At 62.5% G+C, this 25,075-nt stretch carries 18 protein-coding genes and 1 pseudogene; 7 read left to right on the top strand and 12 right to left on the bottom strand.

Features of this window, described 5'->3' with window-relative positions; translation table 11 throughout:
* Positions 1 to 198 precede the first annotated feature (198 nt).
* The 4 genes from ACHWVH_RS00680 (at position 199) to ACHWVH_RS00695 (ending at position 6,565) form a co-directional block, all read left to right on the top strand.
* Positions 199 to 1,473: an HlyD family secretion protein gene (locus tag ACHWVH_RS00680; protein ID WP_295926997.1), complete on the top strand. Its 1,275-nt coding sequence runs from the start codon at positions 199 to 201 to the stop codon at positions 1,471 to 1,473.
* On the top strand, positions 1,466 to 3,568 hold the full coding sequence (locus ACHWVH_RS00685; RefSeq protein WP_394686463.1) for a peptidase domain-containing ABC transporter: 2,103 nt from the start codon (positions 1,466 to 1,468) through the stop codon (positions 3,566 to 3,568). The genes ACHWVH_RS00680 and ACHWVH_RS00685 overlap by 8 nt, the downstream gene beginning before the upstream one ends.
* Positions 3,569 to 4,130: 562 nt before the next feature.
* Positions 4,131 to 5,171, top strand: a complete 1,041-nt coding sequence (locus ACHWVH_RS00690; protein ID WP_295927003.1) for a RimK family alpha-L-glutamate ligase — start codon at positions 4,131 to 4,133, stop codon at positions 5,169 to 5,171.
* A gap of 242 nt (positions 5,172 to 5,413) precedes the next feature.
* Positions 5,414 to 6,565: a DUF6624 domain-containing protein gene (locus ACHWVH_RS00695; RefSeq protein ID WP_295927004.1), complete on the top strand. Its 1,152-nt coding sequence runs from the start codon at positions 5,414 to 5,416 to the stop codon at positions 6,563 to 6,565.
* Positions 6,566 to 6,816: 251 nt separating this feature from the next.
* Here the strand turns inward: ACHWVH_RS00695 and ACHWVH_RS00700 are convergent, their stop codons facing one another.
* The 3 genes from ACHWVH_RS00700 to rlmD form a co-directional block, all read right to left on the bottom strand.
* Complete coding sequence (locus ACHWVH_RS00700; protein ID WP_295927006.1) at positions 6,817 to 7,482, bottom strand: DsbA family oxidoreductase; 666 nt, start codon at positions 7,480 to 7,482, stop codon at positions 6,817 to 6,819.
* 117 nt (positions 7,483 to 7,599) lie between these two features.
* Positions 7,600 to 8,124 (bottom strand): CYTH domain-containing protein, encoded by a 525-nt coding sequence (locus ACHWVH_RS00705; protein WP_267107882.1) that lies wholly within the window; start codon positions 8,122 to 8,124, stop codon positions 7,600 to 7,602.
* A gap of 76 nt (positions 8,125 to 8,200) precedes the next feature.
* Entirely contained in the window at positions 8,201 to 9,547 is a 1,347-nt protein-coding gene (rlmD, locus tag ACHWVH_RS00710; protein WP_295927010.1) for a 23S rRNA (uracil(1939)-C(5))-methyltransferase RlmD, read from the bottom strand.
* Between the two features lie 144 nt (positions 9,548 to 9,691).
* Here rlmD and ACHWVH_RS00715 point away from each other — a divergent pair, with 144 nt between their 5' ends.
* A complete protein-coding gene (locus ACHWVH_RS00715; RefSeq protein WP_026144765.1) occupies positions 9,692 to 10,408 on the top strand; it encodes a response regulator transcription factor in 717 nt (238 codons plus the stop codon).
* A 305-nt stretch (positions 10,409 to 10,713) separates the two neighbouring features.
* Complete coding sequence (locus ACHWVH_RS00720; protein WP_394686464.1) at positions 10,714 to 12,891, top strand: TonB-dependent siderophore receptor; 2,178 nt, start codon at positions 10,714 to 10,716, stop codon at positions 12,889 to 12,891.
* Positions 12,892 to 13,385: 494 nt separating this feature from the next.
* Here the strand turns inward: ACHWVH_RS00720 and recO are convergent.
* The 9 genes and pseudogenes from recO to rpoE form a co-directional block, all read right to left on the bottom strand.
* Positions 13,386 to 14,102, bottom strand: a pseudogene (gene recO / locus ACHWVH_RS00725) (DNA repair protein RecO); the annotation flags it as partial.
* A gap of 230 nt (positions 14,103 to 14,332) precedes the next feature.
* Entirely contained in the window at positions 14,333 to 15,238 is a 906-nt protein-coding gene (era, locus tag ACHWVH_RS00730) for a GTPase Era (RefSeq protein WP_010340598.1), read from the bottom strand.
* The gene (gene rnc, locus ACHWVH_RS00735; protein WP_026143959.1) at positions 15,235 to 15,915 is read right to left on the bottom strand and encodes a ribonuclease III; all 681 of its coding nucleotides are present in this window, start codon (positions 15,913 to 15,915) and stop codon (positions 15,235 to 15,237) included. Before rnc ends, era begins: the two co-directional genes overlap by 4 nt.
* Positions 15,905 to 16,282: a DUF4845 domain-containing protein gene (locus ACHWVH_RS00740; RefSeq protein ID WP_010340596.1), complete on the bottom strand. Its 378-nt coding sequence runs from the start codon at positions 16,280 to 16,282 to the stop codon at positions 15,905 to 15,907. Before ACHWVH_RS00740 ends, rnc begins: the two co-directional genes overlap by 11 nt.
* A 20-nt stretch (positions 16,283 to 16,302) precedes the next feature.
* Complete coding sequence (lepB, locus tag ACHWVH_RS00745) at positions 16,303 to 17,103, bottom strand: signal peptidase I (protein WP_010340595.1); 801 nt, start codon at positions 17,101 to 17,103, stop codon at positions 16,303 to 16,305.
* 101 nt (positions 17,104 to 17,204) lie between these two features.
* Positions 17,205 to 18,995, bottom strand: coding sequence for a translation elongation factor 4 (gene lepA / locus ACHWVH_RS00750; RefSeq protein ID WP_295927273.1), 1,791 nt, complete (start codon positions 18,993 to 18,995; stop codon positions 17,205 to 17,207).
* A gap of 174 nt (positions 18,996 to 19,169) precedes the next feature.
* Positions 19,170 to 20,714, bottom strand: coding sequence for a DegQ family serine endoprotease (locus ACHWVH_RS00755; protein WP_267121188.1), 1,545 nt, complete (start codon positions 20,712 to 20,714; stop codon positions 19,170 to 19,172).
* A gap of 99 nt (positions 20,715 to 20,813) precedes the next feature.
* Positions 20,814 to 21,779 (bottom strand): sigma-E factor negative regulatory protein, encoded by a 966-nt coding sequence (locus ACHWVH_RS00760; RefSeq protein WP_394686465.1) that lies wholly within the window; start codon positions 21,777 to 21,779, stop codon positions 20,814 to 20,816.
* A complete protein-coding gene (gene rpoE / locus ACHWVH_RS00765) occupies positions 21,776 to 22,396 on the bottom strand; it encodes an RNA polymerase sigma factor RpoE (protein ID WP_010340494.1) in 621 nt (206 codons plus the stop codon). The genes ACHWVH_RS00760 and rpoE overlap by 4 nt, the downstream gene beginning before the upstream one ends.
* Positions 22,397 to 22,635: 239 nt before the next feature.
* Here rpoE and ACHWVH_RS00770 point away from each other — a divergent pair, with 239 nt between their 5' ends.
* Positions 22,636 to 24,699, top strand: a complete 2,064-nt coding sequence (locus ACHWVH_RS00770) for a 3-hydroxyacyl-CoA dehydrogenase NAD-binding domain-containing protein (RefSeq protein ID WP_295927022.1) — start codon at positions 22,636 to 22,638, stop codon at positions 24,697 to 24,699.
* The last annotated feature ends 376 nt before the right edge of the window (positions 24,700 to 25,075 follow it).

The following is a 25,075-nucleotide window of genomic DNA, read 5'->3' on the forward strand; positions in this document are numbered from 1 at the left end:
ACTGCGAGCTTACGGCAAGAAATTCGTAACGCCAGCGAAGGTCTAGCCTACGTACGAAGATGAGCGGTCTTGTCAGGGACACCGCGCCCATATCCAACTGCCAGATAAACGAGGCCGCTCACACACACTTGACTTTCATAAACGCAATTGATATCACGCAATGGGATAAGCATTCCAATCCGCGTTCAAGGATGAGCAATGTCTCTTTTTAGAGATGAAGTATTTCAAGCCAGAAGAAATGATAATTTTGGAGGAATTCGCATACCGCCCCCGAGAATGGGTTGGTTAGCGGCATATATTGCAGCTTCTTCTCTAACTGCACTAGTACTCATTTTTTTCTTTGGCTCTTACACAAAAATAGAAGCGGCCGAAGGGATTTTAGTCCCAACCGATGGGCAGATAGATATAATCCCACCAAAAAACGGCCTAATCAGCCAAATTTTTGTCCACGAAGGTGACTTGGTCAAATCCGGAGCGCCGCTTTTCGAGTTAACGGAAAGCCGAGAAAGCGTTAGTCTTGGAGATACGCAAAAAGCCACCGCTGCACAGCTAGTAAAAAAACTAGAAATGCTACACGAGGCTCAAAATCAGCAAAAGAGTAATTTTGCGTTAAAGAGCCAAGAGCTGGCAAATACCATAAATCTACTGACCAGCCAAAAGAAAGACATAGAAGAACAGTTGTCAATTCAAGCTGACCGAGCTCAAGCCGCAATGGAACTTTATAGAAAGTGGCAGAAAGACGCCAAAGGCGTCATAAGCGGATATCAGATCGGCCAACAATACGATACAGCAATGCAACACAAAGCAACTTTAGCCAGCCTTAGCCAGCAACGGTTCCGCATTTCGGAAGAAATAATGCGAAACAAATCAGAGATGGAGCAATTGCCGGCTACACTTCGAGAAAAACTTTTATTACTTGATCTTCAAGTGGCAGATGTCGAACAGGCTCGCCTAGGGAATGCCGAAAACTCATCAATCATTATTCGAGCGAGCAGGCCAGGTCGAATAAACAACATAATGGCAAAAGAAGGACAGGCTGTAAACACGGACTTCTCCCTAATGACACTGGTTGCAAATACCTCTCCACTTCAGGCAGAGCTATGGATTCCTGATGTATCAGCTGGATCAATAAGGGAAGGCTCCGCCGTATCCATTGAATACACCGCCTTTCCAAAGCAAACATATGGACTTCAACCAGGACACGTAAAAAGCATTTCTCTTAGCCCTGTACCTCAGTCAAAACTTAGCAAATATCTTGGCCAAGAAATCAAAGGTGCACGCTTTCGCATTTTGGTTGAACTAAGTGATGACTCAGCTTGGCTAGCAAACCATGAGATCACGCTGAAGCCGGGCATGTCCTTAAAAGCAGAGATAGTCGTAGGCAAGCAAAAAATACGTGATCTGATCAAACCGAAAAATTTCAAGATACAGAGCGATCAGCCCATGCCAACCAAGAGACTGAAAAATGGCTGACGACTCAGGATTTATTAATTGGAGTCAGAAGCGTCGAGTAGAACTTGTGATGCAGTCCGAAGGCGCGGAGTGCGGACTAGCGTGCCTCACAATGATTTCTAAATTTCATGGCCATAATATCGACCTTCCAAGTCTGCGCAGACGATTCAGTTCTTCCTTAAAAGGAATTACTCTCGCAAGAATGATTGATATTGCAAATGAACTGTCATTTGAGTGCAGGCCATTAAAGGCCGAATTAGAGTATCTATCCTTTGCAAAATTGCCGTGCATAGCACATTGGGATCTAAACCATTTCGTAGTCATAGCCGCCACAAAGAAAAACAAAATTGTCATCTTTGATCCCGCACGTGGACTCCGAAAGATTACCTATAGGGAAGCCAGTGACCATTTCACTGGAGTGTTGCTCGAACTAGAGCCTTCGACGGACTTCACCCCACAGACGGAAGTTCGCCACATAACCCTGAAGGCACTCACAGGAAAAATCTACGGATTAAAGAGGACCATCACTCAAATAATAATTTTAGCCATTGGAATAGAGGCATTAGCCTTAGCAACTCCATTGCAGTTGCAATTAACTATTGACCAGTTCACCGCATCAAATGATACAAACATCTTACTAATAATAAGCATCTCATTTGCCTTAATCGTTATTACACAAGCACTATTGTCAATTGCTCGAGCTTGGATAATAAGCTGGTTGGGAGCCAATATCAACTCTCAGTGGGTCACCAATATGTTCAGCCATCTATTGAGGCTACCGCTAGAGTTTTTTGAAAAGCGCCACCTGGGCGACATTCTATCTAGATTCTCGTCAATATATACAATTCAATCAACACTTACAGGATCTTTTCTTTCGGCGATTCTTGATGGATTAACGGGAATATTGGCCTTACTACTATTAATCTCCTACAGCCCTGCCCTAACTTTCTTTGCTGTCACGATGACATGCACTTATTCACTGCTTCGCGCGATTATGTTTAAGAGTTTATGGTCAGCCAATGAACAGAGTGTCGTTTACGCGGCACGGCAACAAACAGAACTTATGGAATCGGTACGCGGCATCCAAGCCATTAAGATATCGAAAAAGCAAGCTGAACGAAAATCGCGCCTAAGTAATTCAACGATGGAGGCGGCGAAAAGGCAGCTATCCGCACAAAGAATCGAACTCGGCTTCAATACTGCTAACCAAGGAATATTCGGATTACAACGTGTTGTTCTGATTGCAGCCTGTGCTTACATGGTAAGCAAAGGACAACTCAGCCCCGGCATGTTAGTAGCTTTTGTTGCGTATGCCGATCAGTTTTCATTGAAAACCAGCACTTTAGTGGACAAGTTAATTGAATTTAAAATGCTTAGACTTCATTTACTACGGATATCAGACATTGCTCTCGAAAGTCCTGAAAATCCAGTAACATTCATCAATAAAAAGGAAAAAGGAAACAGCGGAAATATCCACATTGAAAATGTCAGCCATAGATATTCAGATGACGAGCCCTGGGTGATAAAAAACTTGTCATTGGAAATCACTAGGGGCGAATCGCTTGCTATCGTAGGCCCTAGCGGATGCGGCAAGTCCACGCTGGCCAAATTGATCCTTGGGCTCCTAGCGCCGACTCAAGGCACAATAAAATTCGGAAATTCCAGCAGCCTAGCAATCACCCCAGTAGCGATTGCTGCAGTGATGCAAGATGACAACCTCTTTTCGGGAAGTATTGCTGACAATATCGCATTCTTTGATAGTGATGCAGATAAAAGTAAAATTGAGGAAGCAGCTCGCCTAGCGGCCATCCATAATGAGATAAATATAATGCCGATGGGGTATGAAACGCTCGTTGGAGATATGGGCTCTACTCTATCAGGAGGTCAGAAGCAGCGTTTACTTTTAGCTCGTGCATTATATAGAAAGCCACAAGTCCTAGTTTTAGACGAGGCATCAAGCCACTTAGATGCCGAGAACGAAGCATTGATCAACAAAACCATTAAAGATCTAAATATAACAAGAATAGTTATCGCCCATCGAAAAGAGACTATTGAACAAGCTGATAGAATTTTTGACTTATCACTGAGCATGTCAATAGCATCACGTAGCAACTGAAGCAAGGGCCCTGCTGCAGTTGCCACGTGGCGTTAGGTAGACGCCAACTCAAACCGACAAAGGCTATAAAATGAAGAATGATACTGTGAAGCCCGTGCTGAAGTCCCTTTCCCGCTTGGTAACGACCGATGAACTAACAAAAGTTAGCGGTGCCGGCACGGTAGTCAAACTACCGGGGGCAGTAACCACGGAAAATTCATACGATAAAAATGGAAAGTATGTCTCCCAAGACAAAATCGAAAGCAATTAAGCTTGTACATACAAGGAGAAAACAATGAAAAAAGACACTATCACTCCTCTAGCCAAGACTTTGGCTCGCCACATCTCTGCAGATGAACTCGGCCAAGTGAGTGGAGCTGGAACAGTAGTACGCACCCCGGCCGCTGGATCTGGTGGAACGGCAACTGAAGAAACATACAAGGGAAACTCTAAGACACCCAGTGGGCTAGATACAATTATCGAGACGCCCTAACTGCGTGAGCGTGCACCACATTAGTGGTGCACGCTTCATTCAAATCAAAATGCGATCAATTTCCGCATCTCATAACAAGATGATATAAGCATGACATCTAAAATACTTATAGTATCTTCCGAAGAAGAGGATACACACGCTAAGGTCGTCGCCTGGTCTTTAATTGAGAAAGGACACGAGGTGACGTTCTGGGATACGTCCAAAGCCATTCAAACCTCAGGATATAGTGTTGAAGTTGGTAATAATTTTCCACTGACAATTGAAGTAAATTCCCAAAAGAATTTTGATAGCGCTTGGCTCAGACGTGTATTTTGGCCCCGGAATTTCTCTATCGCCACGGATGCTGCGGACAAAGATTATATTTCTGGAGAGAACAAGAGATACATAGATAACACGCTTGAGTGCCTATCTGGCAACGGCATTAAATGGCTCAACGACAAGACATCTTGCATTAGTGGTGAGCTAAAAATCAAACAACTTCACGCATGCCAGAAACTGGGAATTCGCTTCCCTGACACTTTAATTAGCTCCGACGCCTCAAAGATTAGAAATTTTGTTGCAAAGCGCGGCGCCGTAGCAGTAAAACCGCTGGATGTTTACACCTGGAATCAAAGCGACGGCAGCAGACTTATGACCTATACAAACGTCATAACCAATGCTGAGCTCAATAGTATAAGCGACGATGAATTGCTTTCATGCCCAGCAATATATCAGGAATTAATTGATAAAAATCTGGAACTCCGCGTGGTAGCCGTTGGAGGTGAAGTATTTTCATGCAGCATTAAAAACTCAAATACTGAATGCATTGACTTTCGATTTTATCAGACCGATGAAAGCCTTGTTTATTCTTCATTCGAAACGCCACCAAGGCTAAAAGAAGACATATTAAAACTTACTCACTTTTTTGGCTTGCAAATGGTGAGCAGCGATTTTTGCGTAGACAAAGATGGAAACATTTTTTTCCTTGATTTAAATCCGGGCGGTGCTTTTCTTTTCGTCGAATACTGGGGAGGAAGTCGCATTGTAGCGAGTGTCGCAGCCTTGCTTGGAGGAGGCGCACCCAGCGAATACAAAAGCCTAGCTGATTATAACCTAATGGCTGAAGAAGAAAATAAAGTAACCGGGGCGTAACCAACTGGAAACCGCAGTCGAGTTAAGTTTAAAGGCCCATCCTGTTTATTTAACAAATGAAAGACGTCGCTAACTTGTAGCAATGCGCACCATCTTCCCCGCGTCTACTGACCTATTTGTTTTTGCGAAGCATCACTGATAAATTTTAGAGACAAAACGCACCATTAAAAGCGAATCGCGAGAGCAACGATAATAGCAAGCCATTGACTTCGGTCTACCCAATAATCACGATAGGAACTACGATGCATCAGCTGCCAAGAAATAAATTAATTCGAAGCTTCCTGCAGGCGTTTTTTTTGACTGGCTTATTCGTCATAGTACCTATTGCTATTGCAGAAGATGTGCCTCCAGCTTATGACATAGCTGTAGCAAGTAGCGCCCAGAGAGACCAGGAGTATTTGTCCGCCCTGAAGAAGCTGAACGACGAGGCTAATCAGGCACTCACTATAGAGCAATTGAAACAATTCAAGGCTCTTTTGGTCTCGAAAGGCTGGCCGACTAATGAAACCACAGGAAGGGAGGGAATTGATTTCGCTGGTTATTTGCTTTTACGCGCTTCTGCAGAATTCTCTTTTCAGCAATACATGCTTGAGCTAATGGATCAGCAGGTTGATATAGACATTGATCCTGCGGCCTATGCACATTTATCTGATCTAATTTATCAACAGCATGCAGATGATCAGCTCTATGGAACTCTTCTAGGCATTGTCGCAGGTAAAGTGGCGCCGGTACCAACAATGACACGCTATGGGAAAAGCAGATTCTTTCGAGACTTCTACGGGCTTGCGCCCCTCGACCAGGAAATTGAAGAGGCGCAGAAGCAGGTGAATTTGGGCAGTCCAATCCCCCAAATTTACGCTGAGCGCAGACTATCTAAGCAACCCAACGTATATTCTCGTCCAGATATAAGAGAAAGCCTGGGACATATGATCGCGGATGATCAAGCAGCGCGCCAGGCCATTTCACGAGCGACTACCGAAAAAGAAATGATGACCGCTAAGAAGCGAGTTGCCGAAGTAGACAAAAAGAACCTTCCGGTGATTAAGTCAATCTTTAGAGAAGTTGGTTTCCCTACCATTGCTATGGTTGGAAGAGACGGCGTCTCTACTGCTTTTTTGCTCGTTCAGCATGCAGACGACGATCTCGATTTTCAGCGATTCGCTCTTAAACTAGCGAAACCATTAATGGAACAGCGGCAGCTTGCCAAACAGCAATACGCTATGCTTTTTGATCGCGTCAGTTTAGCTAGCGGCAAACCTCAACTGTATGGCACCCAAGTCCAGACAGTAGATGGAAAAACAACTCTTCGCCCTGTTGAAGACACTGAAAATCTTGATGCTAGGCGCAAACAAATGGCACTTGGACCAATAAAGGACTATCTCAATTCCTTTTAGAAAATTTCAAATTAAGACTTTCAATGCTTTGGAAAATTTCAAAAGCCCGAAGAAAGATTGGACTTGTTTCAGCAATTTAAATCCCGCCAACAAACCGTGCTCATTACTCACAATGCTTTGCGACGCTAACCAGAAGCGTGCATTGGATTCCCTGCACGCGCTGTTCATCGCGACCTCACAGCTTTGTCGCAGATCTCGGCAGCGGTCACTGCGCATTGCGCGCAGGCCAGGTTGCCGCTTTGCGACAGCGCCTACACCGCGCAGCCGCCGGAGCCGCAGTCCAGCGCCGCCGGGAGCAAACCGCGCACGGTGGCGGCGAATACGTCCGGTGGCTGCGCGCCCTGCAGCGCCTGGCGGCCATCGATGACGTAGGTGGGCACCGCGCGGATGCCCATGGCCTGCGCCTGCTGCAGTTCCGCCTCGATCTCGTCCAGTCCCTCGTCGCCGGCCAGCAGCGCCTGCACCCGCGCCGCCGACAACCCACCGGCGGCACCGGCATCGCACAGCGTCTGCACCTCGGCCAGGTTGCGGCCCTCGGCGAAGTGCGCATGGAACAGCGCCTCGGCGACCGCGTCGACGTCGCCCTCGCGCGCGGCCAGCCACAGCAAGCGGTGCGCGGGCAGCGTGGTCACCCGCACCTGGCCGCGGCCGAAGTCGAACGGCAGGCCTTCGGCGCGCGCGGTGGCCTGGGTCTGCGCCAGGATCTGCTCGGTGCGCGCCGCACCGCCGAACTTGGCCGCATAGGCCTCGCGCAACGGCACCGGCTCGGTGCCGGCGTCCGGATCCAGCTGATACGGATGCCAGTGGATCTCCAGCGCCGGCGCATCCGCGCCGAGCGACGCAAGACCTTGCTGCAACCGGCGCTTGCCGATCCAGCACCAGGGACAGACCACGTCGGACCAGATATCGATGCGCATGAGCGGGGATTGAAGATTGGGTAGTCGCAAAAGCATAAGCCCGATCGCCGCGAGAAGCGGGGATTCGGGATTCGGGATTGGGGATTCGCAAAAGCGGGCCGCGTGCGGCGTTTGGCTTTACGCTTTTGCCAATCCCGAATCCCCACTCCCCAATCCCGTCCATTCGCAGAATGGACACGTCGCCAACGCCACGTTGTAGTACCGCGGGTCGTCGGTGACTTCGGCGCCGAGCCAGTCGGGCCTGGCGAATGCCTCGTCGGCACTGTCCAGCTCGATCTCGGCGACCACCAGCCCGGCGTTGTCGCCGAGAAACTCGTCCACTTCCCAGAGGTGGCCCTGGTACTGCACAAGATGCCGGCGCTTGTCGATCAGCCCGCCCACGCACAGCGCAAGCAGCGCGCGCGCATCGGCCAGCGGGATCGGATACTCGAACTCCTGGCGGGTATGCCCGAGCTCGCGCGACTTGAGGTTGAGGAACGCGGCCTCGCCCTGCACCCGCACCCGCACTGACGCCTTCTGCGCCCCGCTGGCCAGCGCCGCCTGGTCGTTGAGATAGCCCTGCGCCATCGGCATCACCGCATGCGCCGCCGCGCGCCAGCCGTCGCCGATGACGAGGAATTTGCGTTCGATTTCGATGGCCATGGGAATCGGGAATGGGGAATGGGGAAAGGAGAATGGAAAAAGCTTAAACCGCGCGCGCAGCCGCTGTGACGAATCCCTAATCCCGATTCCCCATTCCCGGCTTTTCGAACACCGCAATGCTCTCCACATGCGCGGTGTGCGGGAACATGTCCATCGCGCCGGCGGCCTTGAGCACGAAGCCCTGTTCGTTGACCAGGTAGCCGGCGTCGCGCGCCAGCGAGCCGGGATGGCAGCTGACGTAGACGATGCGCTGGAACTGTTTCAGCGGCAGTTGCTGCAGCACCTCCAGCGCGCCGGAACGCGGCGGGTCCAGCAGCAACTTGTCGAAGCCCTGGCGCATCCACGGCGCCTGGCGCTGGTCCTGGGTCAGATCGGCGGCGAAGAACTGGGCATTGTCCAGGCCGTTGCGCAGCGCGTTCTCCCGCGCGCGCGCCACCAGCCCGGCGTCGCCTTCCACGCCGACCACCTCGCGCACGGTGCGCGCCAGCGGCAGGGTGAAGTTGCCCAGGCCGCAGAACAGGTCCAGCACGCGGTCGTCGGGCTGCGCATCGAGCAGCGCCAGCGCGTGCGCGATCATCTTCTCGTTGAGCGCGGCATTGACCTGGATGAAGTCCAGCGGGCGGAACGCCAGTTCCACATCCCACTGCGGCAGCCGGAACGACAGCGGCACGGCCTGCGGATACAGCGGGTGCACGCTGTCCACACCACCGGGCTGCAGGAAGATGGCGAAGTCGTGCTCCTGGGCGAAGGCGATCAGCGCGTCTTGGTCGCGCGCGCTCAGCGGCTGCATGTGGCGGAAGGTCAGCGCCACCGCGGCGTCGCCGGCGATGAACTCGATCTGCGGGATGTCGCGTTTGCCGTCCAGGCTTTCGACCAGCTCGGCCAGCGCGGTCACCTTGAAACCGATCTGCGGGATCACCGTGTGGCAGACCGACAGGTCGGCGACGAAACGCGGATCCTGCTCGCGGAACCCGACCAGGGTCTTGTCCTTCTTTTCCACCCGCCTAACCGAGAAGCGGCCCTTGCGCCGATAGCCCCAGGGCGCGCCGGTCAGCGCCGGCAGCAACGCCTGCGGGGTCACGTGGCCGATGCGCTCCAGGTTCTCGGTCAGCACCCGCTGCTTGGCGACGATCTGCTGGTCCTCGGCCAGGTGCTGCAGCACGCAGCCGGCGCAGACCCCGAAATGCGGGCAGCGCGGCGTCACCCGCTGCGGCGAGGCCTGCAGCACCTGCACGGTGCGCGCCTCGTCGAAGTGGCGGTTGCGCGCGGTGGGTTCGGCCAGGACGGTCTCGCCGGGCAGCGCGCCGGCGACGAAGGCGACCTTGTCGCCCTCGCGGCGGGCCACGCCGCGGCCATCGTGGCTGAGGTCGGCGATGTCGGTCTGGAAGGGCGTGCGGTCGAGACGATTTCTGGATCGGGCCACGTGGCAACAGGCTGCGGGCGGAAAAGGGCGGCTATTGTCGCAGATGGGCCGGGCCGGGACCGGCTTGCGATTGCCGCGCCGGCGAGGCAAAGTGGCGCACGCACGCGCGCCGCCGCGCGGGATGCGACCACGCCGCATGGAGGCATCAGCATGGCATCGAACCAGGACCCGGTAACGCGACTGCTGCTCGTCGAAGACGACCCGATCAGCCGCGCTTTCTTCGACGCGACGCTGCAGGCGCTGCCGGCCCAGGTGGACCTGGCCGACTCCGTCGCCAGCGCCCTCGCCCGCGCGCAGACGCAGGCGCACGACCTGTGGCTGATCGACGCCAACCTGCCCGACGGCAGCGGCAGCGATTTGCTGTGCCAGTTGCAGCGGCAACGCCCCGGCACCCTGGGGCTGGCGCATACCGCCGACACCAGCGCCACGGTCCGCGCGCAGTTGCTCGACGCCGGGTTCGCCGACGTGCTGCTGAAACCGCTCAGCACCGAACGGCTGCTGCAATCGGTGCGCCGGCTGCTCGCGCGCGGCCGCCTCGGCGGCACCGCCGGGACCGCCGAACCGACCCTGGACTGGGACGAGACCACCGCGCTGGCCGCGCTCAACGGCGAGCGCGCGCACTTGATCGCATTGCGCGAACTGTTCCTGGCCGAGTTGCCCGGCACCCGCGATGCGGTGGCCTCGGCCCTGCAACTCAGCGACGACCAGGCCGTGCGCAGCCACCTGCACCGGCTGCAGGCCAGCTGCGGCTTCGTCGGCGCCGCCCGCCTGGCGCGGGCCGTGCGCCAGTTGCATGGCGACCCGGCCTCTTCGCAGGCCCGCCACCAGTTCAGCGAGGCGGTGGCGGCGTTGTTGCACTGAAGGCCGGGATTGGGGATTGGAGATTGGGGATGGCTCCCAGTCACTTCCCACGCGTCGGCGTGGGGCGCCATCTGCCGCAACCCGCGCTTCTCGAGCGTTGCCCTGGCGATCCCGGCCGGTAGCCGCCCTTCCCCGCGGTCACGATTCGGTCTCGCGACGATGACGACAACGACGGCGCCCGCATGGCGCTCGCCACACAGCGAAACTTGCAAATAAGATTCGTTCTCGAATAAATTAACGCCCCGACGACATCTGCGGACCAGCCATCGCCCCGTCCGTTCACTACACGCAACAGGGGCCTTCTCATGTTTCAGACGTCATTCCACCGGCCAGCGCCGGCCATGGGCGTGCTCGCCCGCGCGCTGCTGGCCGCTCTCGTGGCCGCCGCGTCCACCTCGGCCAGCGCCCAGGACACCGCCAGTGCCGGCACCCGCGATGCCGGGTCATCGGCCGAGGCCACGCAACTGGACACGGTCATGGTCAAAGGCCAGCGGCTCAGCCTGGACCTGCAGCAGGATGCGGCGGTCGGCGCGCTGGGCACGTCCCGCCTGCTGGATACGCCGTTCTCGGTGAGCCTGATCGAAGAACCCGAGATCGCGCGGCGCCAGGCCACCACGCTGGGGCAGATCTTCATCAACGATCCATCGGTGTTCGCGGCCGAGCCGCCGGCCACCACCAATTGGTGGGGCACGCAGATCCGCGGCATCGGCGTGCGCAATTTCTACGTGGACGGCGTGCCCATGCTGATGGAATGGGGCGGCGAGTTCCCGCTGGAAGCGGTGCAATCGGTGCAGGCGCTGAAGGGCCTGGGCGGCTTCATGTACGGCTTCGGCGCACCGGGCGGCATCGTCAGCTACCAGACCAAGCGCCCCACCGACACGCCACTGCTGGCCACCACGGTTGGCTACCGCAACGACAGCGTGTTCTCGGCGCAGGTGGATGCGGGCGGCCGTGCCAACGGCGCCGACTCCTTCGGCTACCGCCTCAACGCCGGCATCGAACGCGGCGACGCGTACAACGGCGCGGGCATCGACCGCAAGACGATCGCTCTTGCGGTCAAGCAACCGATCGTCGAGGGCCTGACCTGGCATGCCGAACTGGTGCACGAGCGCAACACGCTCGAGCACGAGCCGCTGTACTTCTATTGGGATGCCTACCAGGGCAACCGCCTGCCCCGCCCCACCAGCGACTACGACAAGATCCGCGTCGACGGGGCCTACTACGAGACCGCCCTGCTGCACGCGACCACCGGCCTGAACTGGCGCATCGACGAGCGCTGGAGCGCGGCGCTGAGCCTGGGCGGCAGCCGCCGCCGGCACACGTCGCACAAGATGTTCGCCAATCTGCTGAACGAAGCGGGCGACTACGCCGGTTTTGCCTACGACTTCGGTGCGGTGCTGCGCAACAGCGTGGTGCAGATGCTGGTCAACGGCCGCGTCGACACCGGCCCGGTGACGCACGCGTTGGTGTTCGGTGCCTCGGTGCAGCGCAGTTGGGACCAGTGGAGCAAGGCGCTCTACTGGAGCAACGACTTCGACGGCAACCTGTATCGCCCGCAGTCCTTCCGCCCCACCCGCCGACCGGACTACAGCCTGGCGCCGGTCAGCGCGGACCTGCGCCAGAAGGCGGTGTTCGTCAGCGACACCCTGCAGTTCGGCGACCACTGGCGCGCCATCCTCGGCGCGCGCCACGTGGATTACCAGCAACGCGATCTGGATGGCGACGCGTCGGTGGACAGCGGCTACCGCACCTCGGTGACGACCCCGACCGTGGCGCTGATCTACAAGCCCGTCGACGACGTGTCGCTCTACGCCAGCTACGTGGAGGCGCTGGAGCCCGGCAGCCGCGTCGGCACCGATGCGCTGCCCGCCTATGCCAACGCCGGCAGCGTGCTGGCGCCGACGGTGAGCAAGCAGTACGAACTGGGCGCCAAGCTGCAGAGCGGGCGCTTCGCGCTGACCACCGCCGCGTTCCGCATCGAGCGCGGCGCGCAGATCGACGCCTACCGCGACGGCCTGCGCTACCTGACCCAGGACGGCCTGACCCTGTATCGCGGGCTGGAAGTGATCGGCAGCGTTGGCGTGACCGAGGATCTGGAAGTGGGCGTCGGCGGACTGTGGATGGACCCGCGGCTGCAGGATCTGTCGCCGGACAACGCGGCCCTGCGCGGCAATCGCCCGGCCGGCGCTGCACGCCGGCAGCTGCTGGCCAATGCCACCTGGCGCGTGCCGGGCGTGCGCGGCCTGAGCCTGCACGGCAACGTGCGCTACTCCGGCGATGCCTACTACGAGGATCAGAATCGCGTGCTCATCCCCGGGCATACCGTCGCCGCGGCCGGCTTCCAGTACGCCACCACGCTGGGCGGCTACGACGCGTTGCTGACCGGCAACATCAACAACCTGTTCGATCGCAGCTACTGGAACCAGCACACGCTGGGCGAGGCACGCAATGCGGCGCTGAGCCTGCGGATCGATTGGCGCTGATTGCGCCTGCCGCTGCCGCTGCCGCTGCCGTGGCGACGGCGGCGACGGGCGGCGGCGCTGCGCGGCGGCGTGGAGGTCTGTGGTCGTGACGGAAGCGACCGCAGACGCGGCTTGAGCTGCGAAGGCGTTACCGGGAAAACCCGTCGCCGCTGATCCCGCAAAAGCGGACAAGAACCGCTTCTACGGAGCAAGCCGCGTCCGGCTGGGTGTGTGACGAACGCAGGTCACTCGGACGCATGCGTGCCGACAGCGCTCGCGCCGTCGATCCGCCGCGCTCACGACGCCGCGGAAGGCGGCGACCGCGGCGGCGCTTCTGGCACGGACGTCGACGTCGCATCGCGCTGCGCATCCAGCTCGGCGTCCGGCTCCGATGTCGCCGCGGGCGCTGCCGACGCCGGCATTGCGGCGACGCCGGGTGCATCCGATGGCGGCGGATCGTCCTGCGGCGGTTCGGGATCGGCGACAGCCGGCGCGATGCCCGCGGCGCTGGCGCTGCGCTGCCGCGCCAGGTCCTCGACCATTTCCCAGGATTTCAGGCCGCGCCCGCCGAGGTGGTGCAGCAGCACCACGCGCATGCCGCGGCGCAGGCCGGGCAGATCCTCGGCAGCCGGTTCGGTATCGTCGGCCAGCGCCAGCAGGGCGCGCCCGGTGGCCATGCCGCTGCGCTGATCGTGGCCGCGGTCGCTCAGCAGCCGGCGTGGCCCGTGCTCGGCGTCGAGCACGTAGCGCGCGGCCGGGTCGATCGGGTCGCCGTCGCCGTCGTTGCGCAGGTCGAATCCCACTCCCAGCGCCTCCAGCAGGTCGCGCTCGAAGCAGCGCAGCGACCAGGCCAGCGGCGCTTCGGCGGCCAGCCGCGCGCGCACCCGCGCGTACGCCAGATACAGGTCCGGCGCCGGATCGTCGCGCGGCGCCAGACGCAGGGTCAGTTCGTTGATGTAGAAGCCGGCCAGCATCGCCTCGCCGCTCAGCCGCGGCGCCGCATCCATCGCCTCGGCCTCGCGCAGTTGCGCCAGTTCGCCGCGGCGCTGCGCGCTGAAGCGGATCGACTGCAGCGGCTGCAGTGCCGCGCGCAAGGCCTGCTTCTTCGGCCCGTGCACGCCGCGCGCCAGCACGCCGAGCCGGCCGTGATGCACGCTCAGCACCTCCACCAGCAGGCTGGTCTCGCGCCAGGGCCGGGCGTGCAGGACGAAACCGGGTTCGTGCTCGATCAAGGCTGCAGGGGCTGGGAATGGGGAGTGGGGAATAGGGAATGGAACAGCATGCCGTCCCTGGCCGCATCATCGTCCAACGAACGGAAGGAGCCAGCGTCGTGTAGAAGCGGCTTCAGCCGCGGCGGGCGTTACCGGGGGAGCGCACGTGGCTGAAGCCGCCCCTACGCACGCCATGATTGTCCGGGAGGCGCGGAAATCCGATTCCCGATTCCCGATTCACCATTCCCGGCTTATTCCCCGTACCCGAACGCCTTCAGCGCGGCTTCGTCGTCGGACCAGCCCTCGCGCACGCGTACCCAGGTCTCCAGGAACACCTTGGCGCCGAACAGGCGTTCCATCTGCTGGCGGGCCTTGGCGCCGATGTCCTTCAGGCGGGTACCGCCCTTGCCGATCACGATCGCCTTCTGGCCTTCGCGCTCGACCCAGATCACCGCGCCGATGCGCAGCAGCGCGCCGTCCTCGGCGAAGCGTTCGATCTCCACGGTGGTCGCGTACGGCAGTTCCTCGCCGAGCTGGCGCATCAACTGCTCGCGCACCAGTTCGCCGGCCAGGAAGCGTTGGCTGCGGTCGGTGATCTCGTCCTCGCCGAACATCGGCGGCGCTTCCGGCACCAATGCCAGCAGGTCGCGCACCAGCGCCTCCAGGCCCTTGCGCTTGAGCGCGGAGATCGGATGCACCGCGGCGAAGCTGCGGCCCTCGCTGACCTGCTGCAGGAACGGCAGCAGCGCGGTCTTGTCCTTGAGCCGGTCGACCTTGTTGACCACCAACACCACCGGGATGCCGGCGTCGCTGAGCACGTTGAACGCCAGCGTGTCCTCCTCGTCCCAGCGCCCGGCCTCGATGACCAGCAGGCCGGCGTCCACGCCTTCCAGGGAGCCGCGCGCTGCGCGGTTCATCACCCGGTTCATGGCGCGCTTCTGCTCGCGGTGCAGGCCGGGGGTATCGACCAGCAGCAACTGCCCGGCCGGGAAGCTGGCGATGCCCAGCAGCCGGTGCCGGGTGGTCTGCGGCCGATTGGAGACGATACTGACCTTGGCGCCCACCAGGGCGTTGGTCAGGGTGGACTTGCCCACGTTGGGGCGGCCGATCACGGCCACGCTGCCGCTGCGGTAAGGGGGAGTGGCTTGTTCGTTCACTTGCTCGAATCCAGTTGCTCGATGGCGGCGGCGGCGGCCTGCTGCTCGGCCAGGCGCCGCGAGGTGCCCTCGCCCTCGGTCACCAGGGCGGGCTCGGCGAGTACGCAGCGTACCCGGAATAGCTTGGCGTGGTCGTCGCCGGTCTCGCTGATCAGTTCGTAGGCCGGCAAGGTCCGCTGCCGGGCCTGCAGCCATTCCTGCAGGCGGGTCTTGGCGTCCTTCTCCACCTTGCCGACCGGCAACGCCGCCAGCGCGGCCTCGAACCAGGGCAGGATGGTGGCGCGGCAGGTCTCGAAGCCGGCGTCCAGGTAGATCGCCGCGACCACGGCCTCCACCGCATCGGCCAGGATCGAGTCGCGGCGATGGCCGCCGGACTTCATCTCGCCCGGCCCCAGGGTCAGGCGTTCGCCCAATTCCAGTTGCCGGCCGATCGCGGCCAGCGAGGCCTCGCGCACCAGTTCGGCGCGGGCACGGGTCAGCGCGCCTTCGTCGGCCTTGGGCCAGCGCTGGTACAGCGCCTCGGCGATCAGCAGGTTGACGATGCCGTCGCCGAGGAATTCCAGGCGTTCGTTGTGCGGTGCGCCGGCACTGCGATGGGTCAGCGCCTGTGCCAGCAACTGCGGCTCGGCGAAGCGGTGACCGATGCGGTCACCGCGCAGGATGGTCTTACTGGCCACCACGCGTCGTCAGGTCCTGGGTGGCGTCGAACTTGCCGACCACGTCCAGATTGGCGATCAGCGGGCGGCGCACTTCGTAGGCCACGTGCATCTTCACGCCGGTGTCGGTGCGCTCGAAGGTGACGTCGCCCGGCTTCACGTTGTCCGAGTTGTTGATGTCCAGGCGCCGGAACAGCGAGGCCTTGGCCTGCGACGGATCCATCTCGGCACTGCCGGCCTCGGTCGCCAGGCCCTTCATCGCCGAGCGGACGGCGTAGAACTCCATGTACATCGGGAACAGCTTCATGCCGATGTAGACGAAGAATCCGACCACCGCCAGCACGATCACGAACGAGGTCAAGGTCATGCCACTTTGCTTGTGCTTCATCGCGCTTCCCCTCACGCAAGTCACTGAATGGTCGTCCCGATCCGCGACGGATCGAAACTGCCGCTGCAAAACCAGCCTTCGCAATTGAGCCAGATCAGGAACGCCTTGCCGCGCAGGTTCTCCTCGGGCAGGAAATGGGTCTGGGTCCAGAACCGGCTGTCCTCGCTGTTGTCGCGATTATCGCCCATCACGAAGTACTTGCCCGGCGGCACCACCCAGTCGCCCTGGCCGGCCGGATTGTTGCGGTCGATCCACTCCAGCTCGGTGTGGGTGCGGCCCGGCAGGTACTCGGTGAGCAGCGTGGCACCGGTCATTTCCGCGCCCTTGCCCTTGCCGACGTACTCGCCCATGACCTTGTACTTCATCGGCGTGCCGTTGATGTACAGGGTGTCGCCGTGGAAGCCGATGCGGTCGCCCGGCAGGCCGATCACGCGCTTGATCCAGTTCTCGTCCGGCTTGTGCGGCGGCTTGAACACCACCACGTCGCCGCGCTTGGGCTCGCCGACCGGAATGATCTTCTGGTTGGTGATCGGCAGGCGGAAGCCATAGGAGAACTTGTTGACCAGGATGAAATCGCCGACCAGCAGGTTCGGCATCATCGAGCTGGACGGGATCTTGTACGGCTCGGCGATGAAGCTGCGCAGGATCAGCACCACCGCCAGCACCGGAAAAAACGCCCGCGAGTAGTCGACGATCACCGGCTCGCTGTCGAGCAACCCGGCCCGCGCGGCGCGGCGCTTGGCGAAGAACAGCTTGTCCAGCAGGGTGATGATGCCGGTGGCGAAGGTCAGGACCACCAGCGCGATTTCAAACCATTTCATTCTTATTCCTTCGGAATGGGAATCGGGAATGGAGAACGGGGAATCGGGAAGGCAAGAGCATGCGCTCTTTCGATTCCCCATTCCCTATTCACGACTCCCAGCTACTTGTCCATCTGCAGCACGGCCAGGAAGGCTTCCTGCGGGATTTCCACGCGGCCGACCTGCTTCATGCGCTTCTTGCCTTCCTTCTGCTTTTCCAACAGCTTCTTCTTGCGCGAGACGTCGCCACCATAGCACTTGGCCAGCACGTTCTTGCGCATCGCCTTGACCGTGGTGCGGGCGATGATCTGCGAGCCGATCGCGGCCTGGATCGCCACGTCGAACATCTGCCGCGGGATCAGGTCCTTCATCTTCTCGCACAGTTCGCGGCCGCGGCGGTCGGCGTGGCTGCGGTGCGCGATCAGCGACAGCGCATCGACCTTGTCGCCGTTGATCAGCACGTCCACGCGCACGAACGGGCCGGCGTCGAAGCGCACGAAGTGGTAGTCCAGCGAGGCGTAGCCGCGGCTGACCGACTTGAGCTTGTCGAAGAAGTCCAGCACCACCTCGGCCATCGGCAGCTCGTAGCTGATCTGCACCTGGCTGCCCAGGTAGTTGATGCCGATCTGGCTGCCGCGCTTTTCCTCGCACAGCTTGATGATGTTGCCGATGTATTCCTCGGGGGTGAGGATGTTGGCGCGGATGATCGGCTCGCGGATCTCCTCGACCATGTTCAACTGCGGCAGCTTGGCCGGGTTGTCCATGCTGATGATCGAGCCGTCGGTCTTCAGCACCTCGTAGACCACGGTCGGCGCGGTGCTGATCAGGTCGAGGTTGTACTCGCGCTCCAGGCGCTCCTGCACGATCTCCATGTGCAGCATGCCGAGGAAGCCGCAGCGGAAGCCGAAGCCCATCGCCTCGGAGCTCTCCGGCTCGAAACGCAGCGCCGCGTCGTTCAGGCGCAGCTTGTCCAGCGCCTCGCGCAGGTTGGTGTAGTCCTCGGCATCGACCGGGAACAGGCCGGCGAACACGCGCGGCTGCATCTCCTGGAAGCCCGGCAGCGGCTTGCTGGCCGGGTCGCCGGCCAGGGTCAGGGTGTCGCCGACCGGCGCGCCGTGCACGTCCTTGATGCTGGCGGTGACCCAGCCCACCTCGCCCGCGCGCAGCGCCGGCAGCACCTTGCGCTTGGGCGTGAACACGCCGACGTTGTCGACCTGGTGGGTGCGGCCGGTAGACATCACCAGCAGCTTGTCGCCGGCCTTGATCTCGCCCTGCATCACCCGCACCAGCGAGACCACGCCCAGGTAGTTGTCGAACCAGGAGTCGATGATCAGCGCCTGCAGCTTGTCGGTGTCGCGCGGCACCGGCGGCGGGATGCGGTGCACGATCGCCTCCAGCACGTCGCGCACGTTCAGCCCGGTCTTGGCGCTGACAGGCACCGCGTCTGTGGCGTCGATGCCGATCACCGCCTCGATCTCGGCCTTGGCGCGGTCGATGTCGGCGGTGGGCAGGTCGATCTTGTTCAGAACCGGCACCACTTCCAGGCCCTGCTCCACCGCGGTGTAGCAGTTGGCCACCGACTGCGCTTCCACGCCCTGCGCCGCGTCCACCACCAGCAGCGCGCCCTCGCAGGCGGCGAGCGAGCGGCTGACCTCGTAGGAGAAGTCGACGTGGCCGGGAGTGTCGATGAAGTTCAGGTGGTAGACCTGCCCGTCCTGCGCGGTGTACGGCAGCGACACGGACTGGGCCTTGATGGTGATGCCGCGCTCGCGCTCGATCGGGTTGGAGTCGAGCACCTGCGCTTCCATCTCGCGCGCCTGCAGGCCGCCGCAGAGCTGGATGATGCGATCGGCCAGGGTCGATTTGCCGTGGTCGACGTGGGCGATGATGGAGAAGTTGCGGATGTTCCGCATCGAATCAGAGGACATGAGGTGGGCGGCGGCCAGGACCGTCGTCAGGATAACGGGCCATTATCGCATGGCCGGCGGCCGCTGGTGACGGCCGCCGGATTCGCCCCCCGCCCCGGGGCGCCGACCGGTCTGGGTCGATGCCCGGGACGGCGCCCGGCCGCGGCCGGGCACGCGGGATCAGCCGCCGGCGCGCACCGCGACGAAGCTGGTGGTGTCGCGGACGCGGATCAACAGCATCACCACGTCGCCCTTCTTGTAGCCGCTCAACTGCTGGTTCAGCGCCGCCACGCTGCCGACCGGGGCGCGCCCGACCTGCAGGATCACCATGCCCGGCACCAGTTGCGCCTCGCGCGCGGCGCGGCCGGTGACCGCGGTGATGCGCACGCCCTTGCCCGGCTCCAGGCCCAACTGCTGGCGGGTGGCCGCGTCCAGGTCGGCCACGTCGATGCCGAGCAGCGCGTTGGCGCCGGTGGCCGGGGCGGCGTTGTCGCCGAGCGCCGGGCCGGCACTGGCCTGGGCGTCGTCGGCCAGCGCGGTCAGTTGCACGGTCAGCTCGCGCGGCTTGCCGTCGCGCAGGATGCCCAGGCGCACCTTGGCGCCCGGCTGCATCGCGCCGATCATCGGCGGCAGGTCGCTGGAGGCGCCGATCTCGGTGCCGTTGACCGTGCGGATCACGTCGCCCACTTCCAGCCCGGCCTTGGCCGCCGGGCTGCCCTGGACCAGCTGGTTGACCAGCGCGCCACGGGTGTCCGGCAGGCCCAGGCCCTGCGCCTTCAGCGAATCGATGGCGCCGACCATGACCCCGAGCTGGGCACGGGTGACCTTGCCGGTCTTCTTGATCTGCTCGACCGCGCTCATCGCCAGGTCGATCGGGATCGCGAAGCTGATGCCCATGTAGCCGCCGGAGGCGGAGAAGATCTGCGAGTTGATGCCGACCACCTCACCGCGGGTGTTGAGCAGCGGGCCGCCGGAATTGCCCTGGTTGATCGCCACGTCGGTCTGGATGAACGGCACGTAGCGCTGGTCGGCGTAGGGGTTGCTGCGGCCGGTGGCGCTGACGATGCCGGCGGTGACCGAGTGGTCCAGGCCGAACGGCGAACCGATCGCCACCACCCACTGGCCAGGCTTGAGCAGGTTGGAGTCGCCGATGCGCACCGTCGGCAGGTTCTTGCCGTCGATCTTCAGCAACGCCACGTCGTACTGCTGGTCGCTGCCGACCACCTTGGCGGTGAACTCGCGGCGGTCGGTGAGCTTGACCTTGACCTCGCTGGCGCCATCGACCACGTGGTGGTTGGTCAGCACGTAGCCGTCGGGCGAGATGATGAAGCCCGAGCCCATCGAACGGCCGGCGGGCGCGCCATCGTCGTCGTCCGGCGCGCCGCGGCCGCCGCGCGGCTGCCCGGGCATGCCCGGCATGCCGTCCGGACCGAAGAAGCGGCGGAAGAACTCGGGCATCTGGTCGTCGTCGGGCATGCCGCCGCCGGAGCGTGCGGCCGCGGCGCGGCGGCTGATGGTGGTCTCGACATTGACCACGCCCGGGCCGACCTGCTCGACCAGGCGGGTGAAGTCGGGAAGGTTGCCGACCAGCTGCGGCGCCGGCGCGGCCTGCGCGGCCGGCGGCGGGGCGCTGGCGGCGCTGGGACTGGGCTGCTGCGCGCAGGCGGCCAGCGGCACGGTCAGCGCCAGCAGGCCCAACAGATGGTGGCGGATACGGTGAGTCATCGGACGCAAGCCTCCGGTTCGGGAAGGGGAACAACGAGGGGACGAAGCAACGGGGACCACGCGCCGGAATGAGGCACGGACGCCTGCCGGCGCGCGGGGTCAGGGCTGCGGATGCAGCGGCGGGTTGGCCACGGCGTCGGCAGGCAATCGGGGTTCGAACGGATAGAACGCCGCCGGGTCCGCGCCGCTGTGCGGGAAGCTGGCGGTGAATTCGCTCCCGGCATCGGCGGATGGCAGCGTCGAGCGCGGCCACGGCCGGGCCTGCAGCGGCGTCGCCGGATGCCCGAACGGATCGCTGGCGCGTTGCGCGACCATCGTCGGCGGCGCGACCGGCGCAACGAACGGCGTCTGCGCCGGCGCCTTGGCCTGCGGTTTGGTAGGCGCCGCTGCGGCATAGGCGGGCTCGGCCGGGACGCTGCGGGTGCGCGCGGCCTGTGCGCTACGGGTGGCCTCGCGTCGCGCCGCCGCGGCCGCCTCCTGGCGACGATTGGCGGCGATCGCCATTGCCGGCGCGGCAGCGACGGCTGCGGCGAGATCGCCCTGCGGATCGGCCGGTGCCGGCGCGGGTGTCGGGACCTGCGGCGTGGTGGCGGCCGGTGCCGGGCTCGGCGCGGTGGCATCGGCGACCTGCGCCGGCGCCAACGCCTCGGGCGTCTGCGGCAGGCGCTGGGTCACGAACAGCGCGAGCAGCGCGACCGAAGCGGCCAGGGCGGCACTGCCGCCCCAGCGCCAGGTGCGACGCTTGCCGGCGGCGCTGGCTGCATCGGCACGCGCGGCCTGCTGCGCTTCGGCGGCCACCGCCTGGCGCACGCGCGCACTGAAATCGCTGGGCGCCGGCACGCTGACACGGCCGCGCAGGATGTCGCCGCACAGCTGCCAGCGCTCATGGCAGCCGGACAATTCCTCGTCGTGCTGCAGCCGGCGCAGCACGAAGCGTGCTTCGTCGGCCGGCAGTTCGCCGTCGATCAGGGCGGACAGTTGCTGCCGGTAGTGCAGCTCGAACTTGTCCGGCGCGGCGCTGTCGGGCGCCGGCACAGGCTTGGGAAAGGGCGTGCTATCGGTCATACGCGGTGTCGCTCACGGGTGGCGCTGTCGGTATCCAGCAGGGGACGGAGTTCGGCGTCGATGGCCTCGCGGGCGCGGAAGATCCGCGAACGCACGGTGCCGATCGGGCAGCCCATCTTCTGCGCGATGTCCTCGTAGCTCATGCCCTCCACCTCGCGCAGGGTGATGGCGGTGCGCAACTCTTCCGGCAAGGCGTCGACCGCCTTCATCACCGTGCGCTCCAGCTCCTGGCGCATCAACTCGCGTTCGGGCGTGTCGGTGTCGCGCAGGCGGGTGCCGCTGTCGAACTGCTCGGCATCGAGCACATCGACGTCGTCGGTGGGCGGCCTGCGGTTGTGCGCGACCAGGTAGTTCTTGGCGGTGTTCACGGCGATCCGGTGCAACCATGTGGAGAACTGGGCGTCGCCGCGGAAACTCCCGATCGCGCGGTAGGCGCGGATGAAAGTGTCCTGGGCCACGTCCTGACATTCGCTCCAGTCGGCGATGTAGCGCCCGATCAGGCCGACGATCCGATGCTGGTACTTGCGCACCAGCACATCGAACGCCGCGCTTTCGCCGCGCTGCACACGCCGGACCAGTTCAAGGTCCAGCTCCTGGGGTGTTTCGACATCGGCCATAGCGGGCCGCACTCCTGTCAGCCCAACCTACGTCGGACCCTCTGACCGCCAATTCGGAAAAAAGTTCAGCGCCCCTCAGCGGATCGCCGCCCCACGACGTTAACCGGCGTTCCGTTAGGCTGGCGCAAGGCCAGCGGTCGCGGGACGCGCCTCAATTCCCCTGGATTGGGATTTGACGCGACGGAAACAACCTCTGGATGATAACGATCTTCTCCATACACAAGCGGATGGTCCTCCCCATGCTTTCAGGCTTCGACGGGCTCCGATTCAGTCACTGGCAAGCGGACATCCGCGGCGACGGCATCGTCGTGCTCAGCCTCGACCGCCAGGACGCGCCCGTCAACGCGCTGTCGCAGGACGTGCTGCTGGAGCTGGGCAATCTGCTCGAGCGCATTGCCATCGATCCGCCCAAGGGCGTGGTGATCCGCTCGGCCAAGGACAACGGCTTCATCGCCGGCGCCGACCTCAAGGAATTCCAGGAATTCGACCGCCGCGGCACCGTCAACGACGCGATCCGCCGCGGCCAGGCCACCTTCCAGAAACTGGCCGAACTGCCCTGCCCCACGGTCGCGGCGATCCACGGCTTCTGCATGGGCGGCGGCACCGAGATCGCCCTGGCCTGCCGCTACCGCGTCGCCTCCAGCGATGCCTCCACCCGCATCGGCCTGCCCGAAACCAAGCTCGGCATCTTCCCCGGCTGGGGCGGCAGCGCGCGCCTGCCACGGCTGATCGGCGCGCCGGCGGCGATGGACCTCATGCTCACCGGGCGCACCGTGTCGGCCTCGGCGGCGCGGGCGATGGGCCTGGTCGACAAGGTCGCCGCGCCGGCCGTGCTCACCGATACCGCGGTGGCGCTGGCGCTGTCCGGCAGCGCCCGCCCCTTCAAGCAGCGCGCCACCGCCTGGGCCACCAACACCTGGCCGGCGCGCAAGCTGCTGGCGCCGCAGATGCGCAAGCAGGTGGCGCGCAAGGCGCGCAAGGAGCACTACCCGGCGCCGTACGCGCTGATCGGGGTGTGGGAACGCAGCGGCGGCAGCGGCATCCAGGCGCGCCTGGACGCCGAGCGCAAGGCGGTGGTCAAGCTGGCCAGCACCCCGACCGCGCGCAACCTGATCCGCATCTTCTTCCTCACCGAGCGGCTCAAGGCGCTGGGCGGCAAGGAGCACGGCATCCGCCACGTGCACGTGGTCGGTGCCGGGGTGATGGGCGGCGACATCGCCGCCTGGTCGGCCTACAAGGGCTTCGAGGTGACCCTGCAGGACCGCGAGCAGCGCTTCATCGACGGGGCGCTGAGCCGCGCCGGCGAGCTGTTCGCCAAGCGGGTCAAGGACGACAGCAAGCGCCCGGCGGTGGCGGCGCGCCTGAAGGGCGATTTGGCCGGCGAGGGCGTGCCGAGCGCCGACCTGGTGATCGAGGCGATCATCGAGAACCCGCAGGCCAAGCGCGAGCTGTACCAGGCGCTGGAGCCGCGCATGCAGCCGACTGCGCTGCTCAGCACCAACACCTCCTCGATCCCGCTGACCGAACTGCGCGAGCACATCCAGCGCCCGGCGCAGTTCGGCGGCCTGCACTACTTCAACCCGGTGGCGCAGATGCCGCTGGTGGAGATCGTCTGCCACGACGGCCTGGCGCCGGAAAACCAGAAGCGGCTGGCCGCCTTCTGCAAGGCGATCGACAAGCTGCCGGTGCCGGTCGCCGGCACCCCGGGCTTCCTGGTCAACCGCGTGCTGTTCCCGTACATGCTGGAAGCGGCCACCGCCTATGCCGAAGGCATTCCCGGCCCGGCGATCGACAAGACCGCGGTCAAGTTCGGCATGCCGATGGGCCCGATCGAACTGATCGACACCGTGGGCCTGGACGTGGCCGCCGGCGTGGGCGCGGAACTGGCGCCGTTCCTGGGCCTGCCGATTCCGGCGGCGCTGCAGACGGTGGAGCCGGGCAAGCGCGGCAAGAAGGACGGCCAGGGCCTGTACGCCTGGGAGAACGGCCGCGCCAAGAAGCCCGAACTGCCGAAGGACTACCGCACGCCGGACGACCTGGAAGACCGCCTGATCCTGCCGCTGCTCAACGAAGCGGTGGCCTGCCTGCACGAGGGCGTGGTCGCCGACGCCGACCTGCTCGATGCCGGCGTGATCTTCGGTACCGGCTTCGCCCCGTTCCGCGGCGGCCCGATCCAGCACATCCGCGCCGCCGGCGCCGACGTGCTGCTGGCGCGCCTGCGCGCCCTGCACACGCGCTACGGCGAGCGTTTCGCCCCGCGACCGGGTTGGGAGTCGCCGGCGTTGCGCGAACCGGTGGTGTGAGGCGCGCGCACGCCTTCTGTAAGCGTGCGTCAGGGCACCTCCCATAACGACGGGTCGCGCCCCTTTGGTAGCGGCTTCAGCCGCGGCGGGCGTTTCCCGGCAAGACCCGTCGCGGCTGAAGCCGCTCCCACGCGATCTTGCGGCGAATTCGCCGGGCGTACTGTGGGAGGGACTTCAGTCCCGACGCATTACGCCATCGGAAAGCATGGCCGCTTCGCCAGGCGCTGCTGCATGACAGGTGATCCCCACAAAGCAAGCTGCCCGTAGCTTGATTGTGGGGAAAGCAGGTCGCTGCAGGCGCCCTTCAGTCGCACTCGGCATTCCAGGTGCGCGCGGACGACAAATCCCAAACCAGAACAACGCCGCACCTGCACGA

The sequence above is a fragment of the uncultured Xanthomonas sp. genome, assembly GCF_964278005.1.
Lineage (GTDB): Bacteria > Pseudomonadota > Gammaproteobacteria > Xanthomonadales > Xanthomonadaceae > Xanthomonas_A > Xanthomonas_A sontii.

Bases quoted from the DNA above. Each gene is read 5' to 3' on its own strand.
- ACHWVH_RS00770 (WP_295927022.1), top strand. From the start codon at position 22,636: ATGCTTTCAGGCTTCGACGGGCTCCGATTCAGTCACTGGCAAGCGGAC.
- ACHWVH_RS00685 (WP_394686463.1), top strand. From the start codon at position 1,466: ATGGCTGACGACTCAGGATTTATTAATTGGAGTCAGAAGCGTCGAGTA.
- ACHWVH_RS00690 (WP_295927003.1), top strand. From the start codon at position 4,131: ATGACATCTAAAATACTTATAGTATCTTCCGAAGAAGAGGATACACAC.
- ACHWVH_RS00720 (WP_394686464.1), top strand. From the start codon at position 10,714: ATGTTTCAGACGTCATTCCACCGGCCAGCGCCGGCCATGGGCGTGCTC.
- ACHWVH_RS00760 (WP_394686465.1), bottom strand. From the start codon at position 21,779: ATGACCGATAGCACGCCCTTTCCCAAGCCTGTGCCGGCGCCCGACAGC.
- lepA (WP_295927273.1), bottom strand. From the start codon at position 18,995: ATGCGGAACATCCGCAACTTCTCCATCATCGCCCACGTCGACCACGGC.
- ACHWVH_RS00700 (WP_295927006.1), bottom strand. From the start codon at position 7,482: ATGCGCATCGATATCTGGTCCGACGTGGTCTGTCCCTGGTGCTGGATC.
- rpoE (WP_010340494.1), bottom strand. From the start codon at position 22,396: ATGGCCGATGTCGAAACACCCCAGGAGCTGGACCTTGAACTGGTCCGG.
- ACHWVH_RS00740 (WP_010340596.1), bottom strand. From the start codon at position 16,282: ATGAAGCACAAGCAAAGTGGCATGACCTTGACCTCGTTCGTGATCGTG.
- lepB (WP_010340595.1), bottom strand. From the start codon at position 17,103: ATGAAATGGTTTGAAATCGCGCTGGTGGTCCTGACCTTCGCCACCGGC.
- ACHWVH_RS00755 (WP_267121188.1), bottom strand. From the start codon at position 20,714: ATGACTCACCGTATCCGCCACCATCTGTTGGGCCTGCTGGCGCTGACC.
- ACHWVH_RS00695 (WP_295927004.1), top strand. From the start codon at position 5,414: ATGCATCAGCTGCCAAGAAATAAATTAATTCGAAGCTTCCTGCAGGCG.
- ACHWVH_RS00705 (WP_267107882.1), bottom strand. From the start codon at position 8,124: ATGGCCATCGAAATCGAACGCAAATTCCTCGTCATCGGCGACGGCTGG.
- ACHWVH_RS00680 (WP_295926997.1), top strand. From the start codon at position 199: ATGTCTCTTTTTAGAGATGAAGTATTTCAAGCCAGAAGAAATGATAAT.